The sequence below is a fragment of the Terriglobales bacterium genome (genome assembly GCA_035457425.1).
In the GTDB taxonomy this organism is placed as follows: Bacteria; Acidobacteriota; Terriglobia; order Terriglobales; family Acidobacteriaceae; genus JACPNR01.
Genome location: DATIBR010000163.1, coordinates 1 through 19,549 on the forward strand (window position 1 = coordinate 1; position 19,549 = coordinate 19,549).

At 67.0% G+C, this 19,549-nt stretch carries 19 protein-coding genes; 8 read left to right on the forward strand and 11 right to left on the reverse strand.

Annotated elements, in window-relative coordinates:
• A partial coding sequence (locus VLA96_12355; protein HSE49992.1) for a hypothetical protein occupies nt 1-307 on the forward strand: 307 nt, incomplete at its 5' end.
• Nucleotides 308-411: 104 nt separating this feature from the next.
• Here the strand turns inward: VLA96_12355 and VLA96_12360 are convergent.
• The 5 genes from VLA96_12360 to VLA96_12380 form a co-directional block, all read right to left on the reverse strand.
• The gene (locus VLA96_12360) at nt 412-1,437 is read right to left on the reverse strand and encodes a phosphotransferase (protein HSE49993.1); all 1,026 of its coding nucleotides are present in this window, start codon (nt 1,435-1,437) and stop codon (nt 412-414) included.
• Nucleotides 1,438-1,855: 418 nt separating this feature from the next.
• Nucleotides 1,856-2,464: an HNH endonuclease gene (locus tag VLA96_12365; protein HSE49994.1), complete on the reverse strand. Its 609-nt coding sequence runs from the start codon at nt 2,462-2,464 to the stop codon at nt 1,856-1,858.
• Entirely contained in the window at nt 2,457-3,113 is a 657-nt protein-coding gene (locus tag VLA96_12370; protein ID HSE49995.1) for a ComF family protein, read from the reverse strand. Before VLA96_12370 ends, VLA96_12365 begins: the two co-directional genes overlap by 8 nt.
• A 931-nt stretch (nt 3,114-4,044) precedes the next feature.
• Nucleotides 4,045-5,055 (reverse strand): hypothetical protein, encoded by a 1,011-nt coding sequence (locus VLA96_12375; protein HSE49996.1) that lies wholly within the window; start codon nt 5,053-5,055, stop codon nt 4,045-4,047.
• Between the two features lie 50 nt (nt 5,056-5,105).
• Complete coding sequence (locus VLA96_12380) at nt 5,106-6,926, reverse strand: M28 family peptidase (protein ID HSE49997.1); 1,821 nt, start codon at nt 6,924-6,926, stop codon at nt 5,106-5,108.
• A 187-nt stretch (nt 6,927-7,113) separates the two neighbouring features.
• Here VLA96_12380 and VLA96_12385 point away from each other — a divergent pair, with 187 nt between their 5' ends.
• The 7 genes from VLA96_12385 to VLA96_12415 all read left to right on the forward strand — a co-directional run bounded on the left by VLA96_12385 (nt 7,114) and on the right by VLA96_12415 (nt 14,149).
• Entirely contained in the window at nt 7,114-9,321 is a 2,208-nt protein-coding gene (locus tag VLA96_12385; protein HSE49998.1) for an oligopeptide transporter, OPT family, read from the forward strand.
• Nucleotides 9,322-9,484: 163 nt separating this feature from the next.
• The gene (locus VLA96_12390) at nt 9,485-10,183 is read left to right on the forward strand and encodes a YggS family pyridoxal phosphate-dependent enzyme (GenBank protein HSE49999.1); all 699 of its coding nucleotides are present in this window, start codon (nt 9,485-9,487) and stop codon (nt 10,181-10,183) included.
• Between the two features lie 189 nt (nt 10,184-10,372).
• Nucleotides 10,373-10,669, forward strand: coding sequence for a DUF167 domain-containing protein (locus VLA96_12395; GenBank protein ID HSE50000.1), 297 nt, complete (start codon nt 10,373-10,375; stop codon nt 10,667-10,669).
• A 91-nt stretch (nt 10,670-10,760) separates the two neighbouring features.
• The gene (locus VLA96_12400; protein HSE50001.1) at nt 10,761-12,050 is read left to right on the forward strand and encodes an MFS transporter; all 1,290 of its coding nucleotides are present in this window, start codon (nt 10,761-10,763) and stop codon (nt 12,048-12,050) included.
• A gap of 96 nt (nt 12,051-12,146) precedes the next feature.
• Nucleotides 12,147-13,313, forward strand: coding sequence for a Xaa-Pro peptidase family protein (locus VLA96_12405; protein ID HSE50002.1), 1,167 nt, complete (start codon nt 12,147-12,149; stop codon nt 13,311-13,313).
• Between the two features lie 112 nt (nt 13,314-13,425).
• The gene (locus VLA96_12410) at nt 13,426-13,836 is read left to right on the forward strand and encodes a DUF6677 family protein (protein HSE50003.1); all 411 of its coding nucleotides are present in this window, start codon (nt 13,426-13,428) and stop codon (nt 13,834-13,836) included.
• 136 nt (nt 13,837-13,972) lie between these two features.
• On the forward strand, nt 13,973-14,149 hold the full coding sequence (locus VLA96_12415; protein HSE50004.1) for a hypothetical protein: 177 nt from the start codon (nt 13,973-13,975) through the stop codon (nt 14,147-14,149).
• A gap of 160 nt (nt 14,150-14,309) precedes the next feature.
• Here the strand turns inward: VLA96_12415 and VLA96_12420 are convergent, their stop codons facing one another.
• The 6 genes from VLA96_12420 to VLA96_12445 all read right to left on the reverse strand — a co-directional run bounded on the left by VLA96_12420 (nt 14,310) and on the right by VLA96_12445 (nt 19,516).
• Nucleotides 14,310-15,317, reverse strand: a complete 1,008-nt coding sequence (locus VLA96_12420) for a GNAT family N-acetyltransferase (GenBank protein ID HSE50005.1) — start codon at nt 15,315-15,317, stop codon at nt 14,310-14,312.
• Between the two features lie 211 nt (nt 15,318-15,528).
• Nucleotides 15,529-17,217, reverse strand: coding sequence for a glycosyltransferase family 39 protein (locus VLA96_12425; protein ID HSE50006.1), 1,689 nt, complete (start codon nt 17,215-17,217; stop codon nt 15,529-15,531).
• A 72-nt stretch (nt 17,218-17,289) separates the two neighbouring features.
• A complete protein-coding gene (locus VLA96_12430; GenBank protein HSE50007.1) occupies nt 17,290-17,562 on the reverse strand; it encodes a hypothetical protein in 273 nt (90 codons plus the stop codon).
• A 12-nt stretch (nt 17,563-17,574) separates the two neighbouring features.
• Entirely contained in the window at nt 17,575-18,558 is a 984-nt protein-coding gene (locus VLA96_12435; protein HSE50008.1) for a bifunctional oligoribonuclease/PAP phosphatase NrnA, read from the reverse strand.
• Nucleotides 18,555-18,923, reverse strand: a complete 369-nt coding sequence (gene rbfA, locus VLA96_12440) for a 30S ribosome-binding factor RbfA (protein HSE50009.1) — start codon at nt 18,921-18,923, stop codon at nt 18,555-18,557. The genes VLA96_12435 and rbfA overlap by 4 nt, the downstream gene beginning before the upstream one ends.
• Nucleotides 18,924-19,219: 296 nt before the next feature.
• A complete protein-coding gene (locus tag VLA96_12445; GenBank protein ID HSE50010.1) occupies nt 19,220-19,516 on the reverse strand; it encodes a DUF503 domain-containing protein in 297 nt (98 codons plus the stop codon).
• Nucleotides 19,517-19,549: the final 33 nt, after the last annotated feature.

The following is a 19,549-nucleotide window of genomic DNA, read 5'->3' on the forward strand; positions in this document are numbered from 1 at the left end:
CGTCATGACCAACGGCAAGGCCGTGCCCGATATCCGCGGCGGCTCCGGCGAGAACCTCTTCCCCAAGTTCACCACCTGGCGCGAGCAGATCGACGGCAAATACTGGTTCCCCACCTACACCCGCGCCGACGACTACCTGAACTTCAAGACCGGCCCGGTGCACGTCCGCGAGATCATCAAGTACACCGACTACAAGCGCTTCGGCTCGCAGACCAAGATCACTTACGGCGGCCAGGAGGTCGAGAAGAACCCGCAGGGCCAGCAGCCCCCGCAGCAGCAGCAACCGCCGCCGCAGCCGCCGAAATGAGTAAGCATCGTGTGGAGGCGGGCGACCTCGCCCGCCAAAACCAAAAGCCCCGCTTTCGCGGGGCTTTTCTGTGCACTGTCCACCGTGCACTGTCCACTGGTTCTCTACGCTGCCGGCGCCAGGCTCCTCTGGGCCGCCTGCTGGATGAACCGCTTCATCACCGTGGCCCACATCACCTTCTTGCGCACCGCGCTCTCGCGCGCCTGGCCGTTGCGGCCTTGCGCGAACATCCCCAGCAGCGCCTTCATCTTCAGCACCCGCAGCACGGCTTCCTCGGTCGGCGTCACGCCGTAGGCCGCCAGGAACTCTTCCTGCACCGCGCCGGTGATCTCGCGATTGCAGAACGGATACTTCTCCAGCGCCTCCACGCACGCCAGGAACTGCGCCGCGTCCTGGAAGGCCAGCCCGCGCTTGCTCATCTTGGCGTAGTCGCACACGCCCACGCCGCCCTCGTTCACGATGGTGTTCAACGGCGTGAAGTCGTTCAGCACCGCCGAATTCGGCAGCGCCTTCTTCACCCGCGACAGCGCCGACTTCGCCCCGGCCAGGATCGTCCGGATCGACGCCTCTTCCAGTCCCTCGGCGCGGCAGCGCTCGCATGCCTTCTTCAGCTCGTTCAGCAGCTCTTCGCTGTCGAACGGCACCGGCATGTCCGCCGTGGCCTTGTGGAACGACCGCAGCCACTCGCCCGCCTTGCGCGCCGCGGCCTTCAGCACCTCGTGGTCCGCGTACCCCGGCAGCAGCGCCGCCTTCATGATGATCGACTGCAGCGGGAGCCCGGTGAACTTCTGCGTGACCACCGCGCCTACATCCGTGAAATCGCCCAGCGGACGCGGCACGCCCGTCAGGCCCTTCTTCTCGAAGATCTTGTGGACGTAGCTCAGGTTCCCGAACTCCGTCCGCGCCATCTGCTTGGCGGCCTGCGCGCCGCACTTCGACGCGCGATACACCTTCGCCGCCACGCGCTCGCTCGCGTCCGCGAAGTCCACCACGATGTCGTAGGTGTAGTGCTCGGTCTTGGGCGTGTGCCCGACCACGCGCACGTTCTTCAGTTCCGGGTGCCCGGGGAACATCTCCAACGCAGACTGCCGCAGTTCCGCGACGATCTGGTCCATCACATTCTCAGCCATTACTTCTCCAGAGGGTTCGTCCCTAAATTTCCGTGTTCGACCAAAGGCCCAATATCGCTTTCAGGAAGGTACTTCTTACAGAGCTCTTGCTGGACGCAGGCCGGGAGCCGGCCGCCATGCCCCTTTATCTTGCAGTTACCCTGCCAAGCCCCAACCGCACGCTACCCCGTAACTCGTTGATTCTGCGTAGGTAAACAGTTGCTGCCCGGGGTACCTGCTGGCCGGCCTTTCACGATGTGAGCACTCCGTTACCCACATCTGGCATGACCGCGGGCACTGCGGCCGCCTTCGGCCGCGGCCGTTGGATTTGACCTTCCTCGTGACAAAACAACACGGCCCGCCTGAAGGCGGGCCACTCGCAGCTCGGAACTCGCAACTCGCAACTCGCAACTCGGAACTCGGAACTCGGAACTCGGAACTAATAGAACAGGTACTTTCTCCACTTCGCGTCCGACCGCCCGATCATCCGCATGATGTGCCGGCTGGTGTGCAGCGTGAACGCCCGCGGCTCCCGGATCAGCTTCATCGCCGCCTCGTGCAGCAACTGGTTCCCCTTGTTGCGGTTGCACTCCTGGCAGCAGGCCACCAGGTTCTCCCAGCTCGACATCCCTCCGCGCGACCGCGGGATCACGTGGTCGAGCGTGAGTTCCGCCGAGGGCAGCAGCTTGGCGCAGTACTGGCAGGTGTTGCGGTCGCGCAGCAGGATGTTCTTGCGCGAGAGCGCCCGCGTCTGGTGCGGGATGCGCCGGTACTCCACCAGCCGGATCACGCTCGGCACCCGCATCGCGATGCGCGCCGCGTGCAGGTAGTGCCCGTTCTCTTCCTCCGTCATCGCCACGCCCTTCAGCACCAGCACGATCGCGCGCCGCGCCGCGCAGATGTTGATGGGCTCGTAGCTCGCGTTCAGCACCAGCACCGGCTGGTGCATGGGATGCCCGCCGTTCCCGTTCGCCTTCGGCTGCGGCGCCGCCTGCGTGTGCGGGTTCTGCCGTGCATGGGTTCCGTGATGTGTCCCGTGCTTATGCATAGGCCGCCATGCTCTTCGTCGTGGGTTCGTCCTCAAACTCCTCCGGCTCGCTCGACTCTGGCTCGACCAGCTGCGCGTCGCTCCGGAGCACGCGCGCCACCGTCGCCACGTACACCTTCTCCGCGCCGGCGCGCCGCAGCACCTTCGCGCACTCCGCCGCCGTCGTGCCGGTGGTCATCACGTCGTCGACCAGCAGCACGGTCGCGCCCTCGAGCTTCTCGGGCTCGACCGCCGCGAACGCCCCGCGCACGTTCTCGCGCCGCTGATGCCGCGTCAGCCCGGTCTGCGACACCGTGTCGCGCACCCGCACCAGCCGCTCCGCCGCCAGTTCGAATCTGGGTGCCCCATCCTTTGCGACGCCCGACTTTGGCGGAGCAAAGGGTGGGCGGAAGGCCGCGCGCGTGATCTCCAGCGCCTGGTTGAATCCGCGCTGCCGTTGCTTGCCGGTGTACAGCGGGACCGGCACCACCAGCACGCGCTCGCCCGCGATCTCCAACCCGGCCACCACCTCCGCCAGCATCCGCCCCAGCACCGGCGCCGCCGTCTGCACGCGCGCGTACTTCATCAGGTGGATCAGGTCGCGCAACGCGCCCTCGTACGGCCCATACGCCAGCGCCCGCTCGTACGGCGGCCGCGCCCGCTCACACATCCCGCACAACACTTTTCCATGAGTGTCATCCTGAGCGCGCTGTTCCTGCGCGCGAAGGATCTCACCGCCCACGCTCTCCCCTGAGATCGCTCCCGCCAGCACCCTTTCCCCGCACACGAAGCACGCCGGCCCCTGCGCCGGCGCGATCCGCGCCACGCATTCCGGGCAAACCGGTAGCCGTGAAATATTCTCGAGTGGGACGCCGCACAAGCGGCAGTCGGAGGGGAACAGCGTCGCGAACAGGCCTTCGGCGAGCGCAAACAGGGTCCCGGCGCGCCGGCTACTTTCCGGCAAGTCTTGCCCTTGGGCCCGGATTAGCTCACTACTGCTGAAGACGAGCCTCCTCGCGGTGCCTCAAGTATAACCGAGAATCTCCGCTGCCTCGCAACACACACGTTACACTCGCCCATGTGAGGCGTTTTCTCCTACTCACGCGAGTGCTTCAACTGCTCTTGGCGGTTGTGCTGGGTTACCTGTTGATGGTGGCTTTCCTGTGGTGCGGGTACTACTCAAAGGAACACGGCATCTCCAACAACTGGCCGCTTAACAACACTGTGGCCAGCGTCCTGTTCGCGCTAGGGTATCCATGGCTGGCGATTGTGTATGGCGCGGCAATCTTCGGAGTTCTAACATGGCTCTTCCCTCGAAGAGCGAGCGGCTAGTCCTTCGGAAGGGCCGCGCTTCAGCGCGGCCGTAAAGTCGCGCGCGAAGCGCGCATCCACTCTGCCGAAGGCCGGCGCGCAGCGAGCCGGAGCGAGCGCGCAGCGCCAATTACCTCTACGGCTCCCAATCCGCCCTGAAAAACCTCGTGTCCCCTACCTCTTCTTCATGAGCAAGAGCTCTGCACCTTGCGAAGACAGAAAAGAGATTTCCTCCTCTCCTCCCCTCCTCCTGTTTTCATTTGCTCTTCTCCGCGTCCTCCTGTTCGGGTTTACGGCTCCCAATCCGCCATGAAGATATTCGTGTCCCCCCGCTTGGCCGCGTTCCGGTTCGACGCCCACACCAGCCGCTTCCCGTCGCTCGAGAACATCGGGAAGCCGTCGAACTCCGGCGACCACGTCACCCGCTCCAGCCCCGTCCCGTCTTCGTTGATCAGATACAGGTCGAAATTCCGGCCCTTGGGGTCTGCCACGTTCGACGCAAAGATGATCCGCTTCCCATCCGGATGCCAGAACGGACCGAAATTCGCCGCGCCGTTCTTCGTCACCTGCCGCTTGTTCGAGCCGTCGGCGTCCATCAGCCAGATCTCCAGGTGCCCCGGCCGGATCAGCCCTTTCGCCAGCAGCGCCTGGTAGTCGGCGATCTCCTCCGGCGTCTGCGGCCGCTGCGACCGGTACACGATCTTTTTCCCGTCCGCCGACCAGAACGGCCCGCCGTCGTATCCGACCTCGTGCGTCAGCCGCCGCACGTGCTTGCCGTTGGCGTCCATCGTGTAGATCTCGAGGTCGCCGTCGCGCATCGAGGTGAACACGATCCGCTTCCCGTCTCGCGTGACGGTCGCCTCCGCGTCGTACCCGGGATGCGGCGCCAGCGGCTTCACGTCCGAGCCGGCGGGCTTCGCCGTGTAGATGTCGTACGCCGCGTACACCGGCCACACGTAGCCGTGCGAGTAGTCCGGCTTCGCCGGACACTCCGGCCCTGCCGCGTGCGTCGACGAGTACAGGATCCGCTTCCCGTTCGGGAAGATGTACGAGCACGTCGTGCGGCCCTTCCCGCTGCTCACCTGCTTCCCGACGAACGCGCCGTGCACGGGCGCTTCGGCCGGCATGGTGTAGATGCGGTCGCACGGCACGCCCTCGCCCGAGTGCTGCCAGATGAGCTGCTTGTCGTCCGCCGAGAAGTACGCCTCCGCGTTCTCGCCCTCGAACGTTATCTGCCGGACGTTCTTCAGGTGCTTCTCCTCCGGCATCGCGAGCGGCGCCGGCGCCTGCGACTGCTGCATAGCAAAGGCGGCGGACAATGCCACCGCCCCGATCAAAAGAACCCGTCCCCTCATTTTCTCTGCTCCAGCGTCACTTTGAACGTCATCGTCTCGCTGCCCCGAAGCACCTTCACCTCCACCACGTCGCCCACCTTGCTCTTGCGCAGCGCGAAGGTGAAGTCCTGCAGGTTCTTGATCTGCATCTCGTTCCACTGCACCAGGATGTCGCCGCCCTTGATGCCCGCCTTCGCCGCCGGCGACCCTGGCCGCACGTCCGCGAACTTCACTCCCGTCTCCACCTGCCCGAAGTCCGGGATCGACCCAAAGTACGGCCCGTAGCCGCCGCCTCCGCCCCCCGCCGGACGCTGGTCGGTCTCCACCCGCACGAACTGCGGGCGCGCCGTGTCGCCCGCCAAGTCGCTGGTCAACTCCGCCACCAGGTCCAGCAGCCGCGCCGCCGACGCCGCGTCGATCTTCTCCCACGTGTCGCTCGGCTTGTGGTAATCCGAGTGCAGCCCGCTGAAGAAGAACAGCACCGGGATCTTCTGCGTGACGAAGCTGGTGTGGTCGCTCGCCGCGTATCCGCTCGCCGAATAATCCACCGTCAGCTGGTGCTTCGGGACCGCGCCCTCCACCAGCGCCTTCAGCGTCGAACCCGTCCCCACTCCGCCGATGAACACCTTGCCGCCCGCGATGCGCCCGATCATGTCCATGTTCAGCATCGCGACCGCCTTTTCCAGCGGCCGCGTGGGATGCTTCACCCACCAGCTCGACCCCAGGATCCCCAGCTCCTCGCCCGCGAACTCCATGAACAGTACGCCGCGCTGCAGCTTGCCGCGCTCCGCCGCGAACAGCCGCGCCAGCTCCAGCACGCCCGCCGCGCCCGACGCGTTGTCGTCCGCTCCCGGATGCACCTGCCCCACCAGCGACGGCGCCAGCGAGCTCTGCCCGCCCCGCCCCAGGTGGTCGTAGTGCCCGCCCACGATCACGTACTCGTCCGTCTTCCCTGGCAGGTACGCCAGCACGTTCGCCACCTGCTTGTGGATCCGCTCGATGTCCACCTCGAGCGCCACCTTCATGCTCTCCGGCAGCGACCGCGAATCCGGCTGCGACTTCTCGTCGATGGCCTTCTGCAGCGCGTCGAGCGACGTCTTCTCCGCCCCCAGCCACCGGTCCGCCACCGCGCGCTTCACCTGCACGATCGGGATCCCCGCGTCCTCGGGCCCCGCTTGTCCGAACTTCATCAGCAGGTCTTCCTCGCCCTTGCCGGGCGCGGCGTTCACCAGCACCACCGCCTTCGCGCCGTGCACGCGCGCGTTGATGGCTTTCGTGATGAGCAGCGCGTGGTGCGTCGGGCCCTGGTTCCCGCTTTTCTGCTGGAACCCGGGCGGCTCGTTGCGCAGCACCAGGACGATCTTGTCCTTCACGTCCATGTGCATGTAGTCGTCGTAGCCGAACTCCGGCGCCGACGCGCCATATCCCACGAACACCACCGGCGCCGCCGCCGCGCCGCTCGCCGAGAACGTGAGCGGCACGTAGTCCTCGCGCAGCTTCAGCTTCTCTTCTTTCCCGCTGACGGTCGCCGCCAGACGGTTCTTCCCCTTCAGCTTCGCTCCCACCGTGACGTCGAACCACTGCGTGTATTTCCCCGCCTCGCCCGCCGGCTCCAGCCCCAGCCGCTTGAACTCGCGCTCCACGTAGTCGCGCGCCTTGTTCAACCCGCGCGTCCCGGCGCCGCGACCTTCCATGCGCGGGTCGGCCAGTTTCCTCACGTCGTTGAGATAGCGCGCCGGATCGGCGGGCGCGGTCGCCGCCCACAACTGCGGCGCGACCAGGGCAAGCACGAGCAGGAACACGGTGGCCCGCAGGCGTACGGCTGGCTTGGCAGTCATGCCCGCCATTCTAGCGGCCCGCCGTCGCCTGTCCACTGTGTCGTCCGTCACCGTCCCATGTTCGCCGCGGTCCCCGCCTTTCTGTCCCCCGTCCACTGTCCACCGTCCACTGCCTTCTGCTACCATCCAACGTTTGCACCAGGAGCGCCGCACCGCCTGACTGGGTTCCAGATAACAAGGAGGAGCCGTGGCCGAACCGAACGCCGAATTCCAACCTTACATCCCGCCCGAGCGCGACATCCCTGAGTTCACTCTGCGCGCCGTCTTGCTCGGCGGCTTTTTCGGACTCCTCTTCGGCGCCGTCACCGTTTACGTCGGCCTGCGCGCCGGACTCACCGTCGCTGCCTCCATCCCCATCGCGGTCCTCTCCATCTCCATCCTGCGCGTCCTCGGCAAGTCGACCATCCTCGAGAACAACATCGTCCAGACCACCGGCTCGGCCGGCGAGTCCATCGCCGGCGGCGTCATCTTCACGCTCCCCGCACTCATCTTCCTCGGCTTCCCGCTCGAGTACTCCCGCATCTTCCTCTTGACCCTGTTCGGCGGATGGCTCGGCGTCTTCTTCATGATCCCCTTGCGCCGCCAGCTCATCGTCAAGGAGCACGGCAACCTGCTCTATCCCGAAGGCACCGCCTGCGCCGACGTCCTCATCGCCGGCGACCGCGGCGGCTCCTTCGCCTCCCGCGTCTTCATGGGACTCGGCATCGGCTCCCTCTACACCCTCTTCCAGAACGAGAACATGTTCTCGGCCTGGCAATCCACGCCCACCTACAACCCCAAGTGGCTCCCCGGCGGCTCCTTCCGCGCCAACACCACCACCGAGTACCTCGGCGTCGGCTACATCATCGGGCCCCGCATCGCGGGCGTCATCTTCGCCGGCGGCGTCTTCGCCTGGCTGGTCGTCATGCCCGCCATCAAGTTCTTCGGCAGCGGCCTGACCGCGCCCCTCTACCCCGGCCCCAAGCTCATCGCCGACATGTCCCCTGACGAGCTCTGGCGCTACTACATCCGCCCCATCGGCGCCGGCGCCGTCGCCGCCGCCGGCCTCATCACCCTCATGAAGACCGTCCCCACCATCATCGGCGCGCTCCGCGCCGGCCTCGCCGACCTCAAGGGCGGCGCCGCCGCCGCTGCCTCCCGCAAGCGCACCGACGACGACCTCCCCATGTCCTGGGCGCTGCTCGGCGCCGCCGTCGTCCTCGTCATGATGTGGGCCATGCTGACCTTCAAGCCCGTCCCCGGCGCCTACACCAGCTGGTTCGCCAACATCGCCGCCGCCGTCTTCGTCGTCATCTTCGGATTCCTCTTCGTCACGGTCAGCTCGCGCATCACCGGCCTCATCGGCACCTCCTCGAACCCCATCTCCGGCATGGCCATCGCCACGCTCATGGCCACCTGCGCTATCTTCCTCGTCCTCGGCTGGACGGCCGCCGCTTACGGCGCGCTCGCCATCTCCATCGGCGGCGTCGTCTGCATCGCCTCCGCCAACGCCGGCAACACCTCGCAGGACCTCAAGACCGGCTTCCTCGTCGGCGCCACCCCGCGCAAGCAGCAGTACGCCCTGCTCATCGGCGTCATGGTCTCGGTCTTCGCCATCGGCGTCACCCTCATGGGCATGAACAAGGGCCTCGAGTCCTACCGCACCATGAACCAGCCCTGGGACGTCAACGCCCCCCACAAGGGCGTCGAACTCCAGCGCGACCAGCAACTGCCTTCGCAGATCCGCGTCACCGACGAGAAGGGCAACCACGTCGCCTCCGTCAGCGGCTCCGACTACCAGGTGCTCAACGCCATCGGCTCGCGCGACCTCCCCGACGGCAAGTACCTCTTCAACCCGAAGACCGGCGTGATCGAGGTCCAGTGGATCCAGGGCATCGGCTCCGAGCGCGCCGCCGCGCCCCAGGCCCGCCTCATGGCCACCGTCATCAACGGCATCCTCAACCAGCAACTCCCCTGGGGACTCGTCCTGCTCGGCGTCTTCCTCGTCATCGGCGTCGAGCTGCTCGGCATCCGCTCGCTCTCCTTCGCCGTCGGCTTCTATATCCCCATGGCCACCACGCTCGCCATCTTCACCGGCGGCCTCGTCCGCTGGCTGGCGGAATCCGCCGCCGAACGCGCCGGCGAGAAGGCCGAAGAATCTGACGTCTCGCCCGGCTCGCTCTACGCCTCCGGCCTCATCGCCGCCGGCGGCATCGTCGGCCTGCTCGGCATCGCCGTGAAGCTCATGGAGACGCAGGGCTGGATCAAGGAAGGCGCCGTCGCCTGGGGCAATCACCTGCCCTGGATGGCCTCCGGCTCCCCCGTCGGTCACTGGATCGGCGTCGTCACCTTCATCCTGCTGGCTTACTCGGCGTTCTATTACGCCCGCAAGCCGCTCGAAACGGGCACGAAGTAACCTCTGTTGACAGGGTGGGCGCCGGCGACTCGCCGGCGCCTTTTCCTTCGGAGGGGCTGCGCTTTAGCGCAGCCGAAACAGCGCGAGCGAGGCGAGCAACCGCTCTGCCGAAGGCCGGCGCGCAGCCCCGGTTTTGGGCGAAGCGCCATATAGAATGTCCAGCTTGCCCATCGCTCAGAACATCGCTTCGATCCAGTCGCGCATCGCGGCCGCCGCCGCCCGCGCCTCGCGCTCCCCCGACTCCGTCCAGCTCATGGCTGTCACCAAGACCTTCCCCGGCGAGGCCATCGCCGAAGCGCACGCCGCCGGCCTCCGCCTGTTCGGCGAGAACCGCGTGCAGGAGTTCGCCGGCAAGTCCTGGGACGTGAACTCGCTCCCCGACGCCCGCTTCCACCTCATTGGCAAGCTCCAGACCAACAAAGTCCCGCGCGCCGTCGAGCTCTTCCACGGCATCGACTCCGTCGACTCGCTCAAGCTCGCCGAAAAGCTCAACGCCGTGGCCGGACGCATGCGCAAGCGTCTCCCCATCCTGCTCGAGATCAACATCGGCGGCGAGCGGCAGAAGGCCGGCCTCGCGCCCGACTCAGCGGAACTCGAGCAGCTCCTCGCCGCCGCGCCGCGCCTCGCCGCGCTCTCCCTCGACGGCCTGATGTGCCTCCCGCCGCACACCGACGACCCCGAAGGCGCGCGCCCCTACTTCCGCCGCCTGCGCGAGCTGCGCGACACGCTTCGCGCCCGCCACGACCTGCCGCTCGCCACGCTCTCCATGGGCATGTCCCACGACTTCGAGGTCGCCATCGAGGAAGGCTCGACCTGCGTCCGTCTAGGCACAGCCATCTTCGGTGAAAGGTCGCAGCCGTGAAGGTTCGGGCGGTGCGGCCGGCCGCCCTCGGCCGCGGCCTTTGACCTTGGTCATGTGGAGGCGGGCGACTCGCCCGCCGCAGTCCCGCGCAGCGGGACGCCAGAATCCAGCCCGGCACGGAAGTGCCGGGTTGGCGCGCAATAATGAGGTTGCCGCGAGCCGAACGCGCAGCTCGAGGGAGCGCCAAGAATGATCCCGATAAGAGAATCCGCCGGCGCCGTCACCTTCTCCGTCCGCGTCCACCCGCGCGCGAAGAAGAACGCCCTCACCGGCACCCACGGCGACGCCCTCAAGCTCTCCCTCACCGCCCCGCCCGTCGAGGGCCGCGCCAACATCGCCGTCATCGAATTCTTCGCTGACCTTTTGCGCCTGCCGCGCTCGTCCATTACCATTGCCGCGGGCCAGGCCAGCCGCAACAAGGTCGTCCGCATCACCGGCATCACGGCGAAGGTACTTGCGGAACGCATCGAAGCTGCCCTCCCCTGAGTTGTCATTCCGAGGAGCCCGCCGTGGCGGGCGACGAGGAATCTGCTTTTCGGTCGCTCGCTACTCGCAACTCGGTACTCGGTACTCAACGATGACCTTCTCTGACCGCCTCACGGAAGTCCGCACCGGCTTCGAGCGCCCCTTCTGGGTCGCCAACATCACCGAGATCTTCGAGCGCCTCTCCTACTACTCCGTCTTCGCCGTCCTCGTCCGCTACCTCAACGAAGGCCTCGGCTTCTCCATCGAGCAGGCCGGCACGCTCGGCGGATTCTTCGGCGCCGCCGTCTGGTTCATGGCCATCTTCGGCGGCGCCGTCGCCGACAAGATCGGCTTCCGCCGCGCCCTCTCCCTCGCCTACTTCATCCTCTCGGGCGCCTACTTCCTGGTCGGCTCCATCGGCGCGCCCTGGCTCGCCCCCGTCCGCAACGCCGTTCCGCTCGGCCTGCTCGCCGGCGTCATCCTCTTCCTGCCCGCGCTCGGCGTCGCGCTCGTCAAGCCCAGCGTCGTCGGCACCACCGCCCGCGCCTCCGCCGACAACGTTCGCTCCATCGGCTACTCCATCTACTACACCATGGTGAACATCGGCTCGTTCCTCGGACCCTACCTCGCCGGCTGGGTCCGCGAGCGCATCAAGAGCGGCCAGATGCAGATCGAAGACGTCTTCCGCATCGCCGCCCTCAGCGTCTTCCTCATGCTCATCGCCGTCCTCATCTTCTTCAAGGAGCCCCGCCGCTCCGCCGATCAGCCCGTGCCCTCCCTCGGTCAGGTCACGCGCAACTTCTTCACCGTCCTCGGCAACTTCCGCTTCGTCCTCTTCCTGCTCATCTTCTCCGGCTACTGGGTCGTCTTCTGGCAGCAGTACCTCATCCTGCCCAGCTACGTCGTCAACTACGTCGACTCCACCGCCAACACCGAGTGGATCCTCATCACCGATCCCATCATCGTCATCTTCTTCACCGTCGCCATCAACGCCGCCACCCGCCGCATCCCCAGCTTCCACGCCGTCACGCTCGGCACCTTCGTCACCGCCATCGGATGGCTCGTCATGCCCTTCTGGCACTCCAAGTGGGCCGCCGTCGTCGCCCTCGTCATCGTCGCCACCGGCGAGATCATCCAGTCGCCGCGCTACTACGAGTACATCTCCCGCCTCGCCCCCGCCGGCCAGCAGGGCACCTACATGGGCTTTGCCTTCCTGCCCATCGGCATCGGCTCGCTCCTCGGCGGATGGCTCGCCGGCAAGCTCCTCCACCACTACGGCGAGGTCCTCAAGCAGCCCAACACCATCTGGTACATCGTCGTCGGCATCGGCGTGCTCACCGCCGCCCTGCTCTACCTCTACGACCGCATCGTCCAGCCCATGAAGCAGGAGACCGCGTCATAGACCAACGGAGTTGTAGCGCGCTCGCCCTCGAGCGCGCCGATCCCCCGAGGTCGGCGATCACCCGATCACCCGATTCTGTAGAATAGAAATTCGCCTATGGACCTCCAATCCATCCAGTCCGCCCTCGCCGAGCGCGGTTTCGACGCCTGGCTCTTCTACGACCACCACCACCGCGACCCCATCGCCTACAGCGTCCTCGGCCTCTCGCCCTCGCTCATGGTCACGCGCCGCTGGTACTACGTCGTGCCCGCCAAGGGCGACCCGCAGAAGCTCGTCCACCGCATCGAGGCCGGTCACCTCGACCCGCTCCCCGGCGCGAAGACCGAGTACTCCGCCTGGCAGGAGCAGCACGAAGGGCTGAAGAAGCTCCTCGCGCCTTACAAGAAGATCGCGATGCAGTACTCCCCCAACAACGCCATCCCGTACATCGGCCTGGTGGACGCCGGCACCATCGAGCTCGTCCGCAGCTTCGGCAAGGAGATCGCCAGCTCCGGCGACCTGGTCGCGCGCTTCGAGGCGCAGTGGTCCGACGCCCAGATCCAGACGCACTTCGCCGCCCGCGACCTCATCGACCGCATCACCCAGGAAGCCTTCCAGGAGATCGGCCGTCGCGTCCGCAACGGCGGCACCCACGAGTACGAGATCCAGCAGTGGATCGGCGAGGCCTTCCGGCGCGACGGCCTGGTCACCGACGACCTGCCCATCGTCGGCGTCAACGCCAATAGCGGCAACCCGCACTACGAGCCCACCGCTGCCACCTCCGCGAAGATCAAGCAAGGCGACTTCGTCCTGCTCGACATCTGGGCGAAGAAAGCTCAGCCCGCCGACGCTGTCTACTACGACATCACCTGGACCGGCGTCGTCGGCAAGCCCACCGACCGCCACCGCGAGATCTTCGCCATCGTCACCGCCGCCCGCGACGCCGGCGTCAAGGCCGTGCAGGACGCCGTCGCCGCCGGACGCAAGCTCCAGGGCTGGGAGGTCGACAAGGCCACGCGCGCCACCATCGCCGCCCAGGGCTACGAGAAATACTTCACGCACCGCACCGGACACTCCATCGGCACCAGCGTCCACGGCAACGGCGCCAACATGGACGACCTCGAGACCCACGACGTCCGCGAGATCATCCCCAACAGCTGCTTCTCCATCGAACCCGGCATCTACCTTCCCGAGTTCGGCGTCCGCAGCGAGGTGAACGTGCTCGTCCGCAAGGGCTCCGCCGAGGTCACCGGCGCCATCCAGAAGGAACTGGTCGAGATTTGAGGTCCGGATTGTTCTAAGGGGTCATGCTGAGGAGTCCGCCGCGGCGGACGGCGAAGCACCTCGGGTTTTGAGCCGCGGGAGACTGGGAACGGGAAACGGGGAACGATTTTTGATGACCGAAGCCGCTGAACACATCGAAGAGAAGCACTACCCGCTCACCCCGACGGCCATCGTCGCGCCGCTGGTCGGCTGGCTCATCCCCGGCGGCGGACACTTCCTGCAGAAGAAGTGGACCCGCGGCACGCTCCTCCTGCTCTCCGTCGCCGCCATGTTCTGGCTTGGCATCGCCATGAGCGGCAAGGTCTACCAGCAGAACACCGGCGACCTGCTCGACATCCTGGGCTTCGTCGGCGAAGCCGGCGCCGGCCTGCTCTACTTCGCCGCCCGCTCTTCCGATTGGGGCACCGGCGCCATCACCACCGCCAGCGGCAACTACGGTACCGTCTTCCTCATCGTCTCCGGCTTGCTCAACATCGTCTCCGCCATCGACTCCCACCAGATCGCTCTAGGGAAAAAGCCGTGAGCGCCGCCGCACTCGTGACGGGTCATGCTGAGGAGCCCGCCGTGGCGGGCGAGGCCGCGACTTCTCCAGCGGCCGAGCAGCGACGAAGCACCTTGGTTTTCGCCCCCTCGCGACTCGCAACTCGGAACTCGCAACTATGACCCTCACCCACTTCGCCGCCGCCACCATCTTCGCTTTCTTCGCGTCCATCGTCTTCGGCATCACGCAGCGCAATACTCCGCGCGAGATGCTCCGCTACGGCGTCAAGTGCTTCCTCTTTTTTGTGGTTGGGACTTTCTTGGGCGCCTGGGTGATGTGGGCTTTGCGCCACTAGCAGACCCGTGGGTGGCGCGGCCGCCCTCGGCCGCGGCCTTGGACCTGTCTTTCGGAGGGGCCGCGCTTTAGCGCGGCCGTAAAGTCGCGCGCGAAGCGGCGCATCCGCACTGCCGTAGGCCGGCGCGCAGGTCCGATCTTCGACCGCAGCGCCTCAAAAACTACCCTTCCCAGACGAACGCGTCGAACACTCTCTTCACGCTGAATCCCATCCGCCGGTACAGCTCGACCGCGCGCTTGTTCCCTTCCGTGACCGTGAGCGACAGCGCCGCGAACCGCCGGCGCCTCAGCTCCGCCGCCGACGCCGCGATCAGCCCTTCCCCGATCCCGTGCCCCCGATGCTCCGGCAGCACGCACACCTGCGTCACGTGCCCCACGTCGTCCTTCACCCGCGAGCACAGGATCGCCCCCACGCTCGCCCCCGTAGCCTGGTCCACCGCGATCAGCGACGCCTCCGCGTCGAACGTCCCGCACCCCGGGAACCGCACGATGTTGTTCAGGAAGCGCAGCGACCCGGAGATCGTCCGGTACTGGTCGTTGATCTCGGAATCCACGTGGCTGCGGTACGCCGCCGTGATCAGCCCCGCCACGTTCTGGTAGTCGTCTTCCGACCACCGCCGCAGCTCGATGCCCGGCAGCTCCACCGCCCGCGCCTGGCTTGCCACGGGCCCGCTCAGCGGCAGCGACATGAACAACCGTGCATGCCTGGAGAACCCCTCGCGCGTGAAGGGCTGCGACACTCCCCCCGTCTCGTGCGCCAGCAGTTGCGCTTCGATGCGATGGATGCCCGGCGAGTTCTTCAGCGTCTCGATCACGTGCGTCAACAGCTTCTGCTCGGTCGCGCGCTGCCGCTCCGCGCCGAAGCTGCCGTCCACGAACAGGTCGCCGATCACGCCCTTCGCGCCCTCGTAGACGAAGAACGCGTACCCGTGCACCTCGCCCGCGTCCACCGCCGCGTATCCCGGCAGGATCTTCGCGTCCAGGTACCGCAGGATCATCTCCGCCGACGCCCGGTAGTCCCAGCTCAGCGTCCGCGCCCATAGCTCCGACTCGCGCTCCAACAGCCCGCGCAGCTCAGCCGACGTGAAATGCCTGAGGTCGAGGATCTCCATCGCGAGTCCGGGGGCTGGCGGGCGTGCATGCAGGGTACGGCGGGCCGTGGTCGCCATCCGGACAGTCTATTCACCTGCCCGTTCTTTGCAAGCCGCCCACCCGCTCCGAACCACGCCATGCACCGTCATTGACTTGGATGGCTCCGGCCCTTGACGCGCCCACGTCCCAGGCTTGATTATGCCGCGCCCGCGCCGCGCCCTTGCCTTTGTCTCTCCGCGCGCTCTCCCTTCTCCGCGTGGTCTGCGTTTCAGCCTTTGACTTTACCGGCTACTGTGGACCGTGGACTGTGGACTGGGCACTGACCCAGTAGAACGCCAGCTTCTGCGGCGCGAACTCTCCCACCTTCGACACCCGCTTCCCGGTCAGGTTCGCGAGCGAATCTTCCACGCCCAGCGGCGCCACCACCATGTGGTTGCCCTCGGGGATCCCGCGCGGCTGGTCGAAATAGTTCGGGTCGTACCACAGGACCGGCTTCCCGCGGTAGTACGAGAGCCCGTATCCCGCCTGCCGCGGCAGCTTGTAGATCGCCACCTGCGAGCTCCGGTTGTCGATGCGGTCCAGCGCCGCCGCCACCTCGCGGTACGAGGTCTTCGCATCCACCGCCGGCCCCGCCCCGCGCAGCAGGAACGCCAGCAGCACCATCAGCGGCGCCAGCGTGACGAACCGCAGCATCCGCAGCCCGCGCCGCCACAACGTCCCGCTCACCCCGATGAACACCAGCGCCGCCAGCACGCCCGCCGTCGCGCGCGGCGCGTTCGCGCTCCGCACCAGCGCGTACGGCACCAGCAGCACCCCCGCCGTCAGCGCCGCCGGCACCGCCGCATGCAGCGCCAGCAGCGTGAAGTTCGCCCGCTCGCCCGCCTTCCGCTGCACGTACAGCGCCGTCAGCATCGTGCACGCCGGCAGCGCCGGCAGGATGTACCCCGGCAGCTTCGACTGCGAGATCGAAAAGAACACCGCCACGAACACGATCCACGCCACCAGGAACTGACGTATCTCAACCATCGGTGGGGTGGGCGCCGGCGACTCGCCGGCGCGTCCACGCCAGTTCCTCACTCCGTCCCACATCCCCGCCAGCCAATAGAACGTCCACGGCAGCGTCCCCGCCAGCAGCACCGGCGCGTAGTACCAGAACGGCTGCTTGTGCCGATACAGGTTGGTCGCAAACCGCGCCACGTTGTGCTCCAGCACGAACACCCGGAAGAACTCCGCGTTCCTCACCTGCACCAGCACGTACCACGGCAGCGCCACCGCCAGGAACAGCGCGATCCCCGGCAACCACAGCGTCCGCAGGATGGTCCGCGGCTCGCGCCGCAGCAGCGCATACAGCACCACGACCGCTCCCGCCAGCGCCGGCGCCACCGGACCCTTCGCCAGCATCCCCAGCGCGCTGAAAAAGTAGAACGCCAGCAGCCAGCGCTTCCCTGGAACTCTTGCGGGTGCCCCATCCTTTGCGAGCGCGCCTTCCGCGAGCAAAGGGTGGGACTCCAGGTACCACGCCATCCAACTCAGCATCGCGACCGTGAAGCACGCCGCCAGCAGCATGTCCGGACCGGCGCCGCGCCCGAACCCGATCAGCGCCACCGAGCCGGCAGTCATCAGCGCGCCGTCGAGCCGCGCGCCCGGCACGAACCGCCGCAGGAACGCCCACACCGCGAACACCGCGCCCATCGCGAACGTCGCCGCCGGCAGGCGTGCCGCCCAGTCGCTCACCCCGAAGATCTTGTAGGAGACCATCGCCGACCAGTAATAAAGGATCGGCTTCTCGAACCAGTGATGTCCGTAGAGTGTGGGCGTGACCCAGTCGCCGCGCTCCAGCATCTCGCGCGCGATCTGCGCGTAGCGCGGCTCGTCCGCTCCGACCAGCCCGATCGCCGCCGCCCCGAAGTACAGCAGGAAGAGGCAGGATCCCGCGACCGTCGCGACTTCGTACCAGGTCTCTTTTTGGCTGTTCAACGCGCTGAGTGTATCAGGAGGAGCGCTGGCCTCCAGGCCGGCAGGGGTGGCGGCGTCACGCCGCGACGCGCGCTACTGTGCACTGTGGACCGTGGACTGTGGACTCCTCATCGCCCGCACCAGCGCCACCACGCTCACCGCCGTCCACGTGATCTCCATGACGGCGAACCCCACCTGCAGCGGTCGCAGCGCGATCCACGCCAGGATCGCCGCGCCCGCCGCGTTCAGCGCGTTGTACGCCGGCTTGCGCGCGTCCATCCACTTCACCTGGTGCCCCACGTACGCCACCAGGATCAGCATCGCGCCGGCCGACGAGAGTATCTGCGTCCCTAATGTGATTTCCATCCGCTCACCCGATCACCCGATCTGTATCTCTCCCAGCTGCGTCCTGAGCTGCGCCAGGATCCGCTCGCTCGCCGCCGACAGCGGCCCCTCGATCGCGCATCCCGAGGCGCACGCATGGCCGCCTCCGCCGAACTGCTCCGCGATTCTTGCGACGTTGATCAGGCCCTTCGACCGCAGGCTCACGCGGAAGCGCCCGTCTTCCATCTCGCGGAAGAACGCCGCCGCCTCCACCCCCGCGATGCCGAGTGCGTAGTTCACCAGGCCTTCGGCGTCTTCGTCTTCGGCCTCGGCGCGGTCGAACTGCTCGCGCGTCACGTGCATCCACGCCAGCGAGTGTTCGCGGTGCAGGTTGGTCAGCGCCGCGCCCAGCAGTCGCATCTTCGAGGTCGGCGCGGCGAAGTACACCTGCTGCGCGATGCGCGACGGCTCCGCCCCCGCGCGCACCAGTTCCCGCGCCAGCCCGAACGTCCGCTCGTTCGTCCCCTGGTAGCAGAACGAGCCCGTGTCGGTCAGCACCGCGGCGTACAGGCACGTCGCCAGCTCCGGCGTGATCTTCACTCCGGCCTTCAGCGCCAGCCGGTACACCAACTCCGCGCACGAGCACGCGCTCGGATCGATCCAGTTGATGTGCGCGAACGGCTTCCCGCTCAGGTGGTGGTCGATGTTGATCAGGATCTGCCGGTCCAGCCCCTCCAGCCGCGTGCGCTCGACCGAATCGCACTCCAGCAGGATCGCGGTCTCGTAGTTCCCGTTGACCTTCTGCGCGTGCACGATGCGGTCCGCGAACGGCAGCCGCTTGTAGATGAACGGCACTTCGTCGGCCAGCACGATGTCGGCCTTCTTCCCCAGCGCGTCCAGCACCTGCCAGCACCCCAGCACCGACCCGACCGCGTCGCCGTCCGGCCGCGCGTGCGACGTCAACACGAACCGCTCCGCCCGCTCGATCTGGTCCACCACTCCCTGCAGCGTGCCGATCTGCTCCGCCGGACCCATCATCGCCCGCCGCCCTGCTTCTTCTGCTCGCGCGCCCGCACCGCTTCGATCTTCTTCTGAATCTGGTCCGACCGGTCGAGGTGGAACACCAGGTCGGGCGGTTTGTGCATCTGCAGCCGCTCCGCCAGCTCGTGCCGCACGTAGCCCTTCGCCGAGCGCAGCGCCTCCATCGTCTGCTCGGCTTCCTCGTCGCTGCCCAGCACCGAGACGTACACGTGCGCCGTCTTCCCTTTCATCAGCTGGACCACGTTCACCGTGACCAGCCCGATGCGCGGGTCCGCCAGCCCGCCCTCGAGCAGCGCGGTGATCTCCTCGCGCACGGCGTCCTCGATGCGCTGCTTGTGATGTTCTTGCGCTCGGTCGGACATGGCTCACCCTGGCGCGCCCAGCGCCGGTAAGAAAACCGATGAGGATATCACTTTCGAAGATGTCAGTGGCAGTGCCGCGCGCGCCATTGCGCGCCGCCTGTGGATTCCTGCTGAGGTGTCATGCTGAGGAGCCCGCCGCCGCGGGCGACGAAGCATCTCACCGCCGTGACTGCTGCGTGAGTGTCTGCGTCGCGCAGCCCCGGTCCCGCGCAGCGCGACGTCAGAATCCAGCCCGGCACGTAAGTGCCGGGTATGCAGAGCAAGCAGAGGCGAGTCGGCTTCAGCCGACGACAGAACTAGAGAATCTCCACGTAACTATCCGCGATCTCCGCCCCTGCGTTGTTCGCGATCCGCGCCGCCGCCCGCTCCACCTTCTCCATCAGCCCGCGCAGGTAATCCCGCGAATCCGACACGCTGACCACGCCGATGGTCGCCAGGTTCCACATCCCCTGCGTCTCCGGCTCCAGCTCCGCCACCGCCACGTTGAACCCCGCGCGCAGCTTGTCCTTCAGGCTGCGCACCACCTGCCGCTTGTCCTTCAGCGACTGCGCGTGCTCGATCCGTATCTCCAACGTCAGCGATGCGATCGGCATGTCGCCATCACACTTCTTTGCGCGGCAAAAATC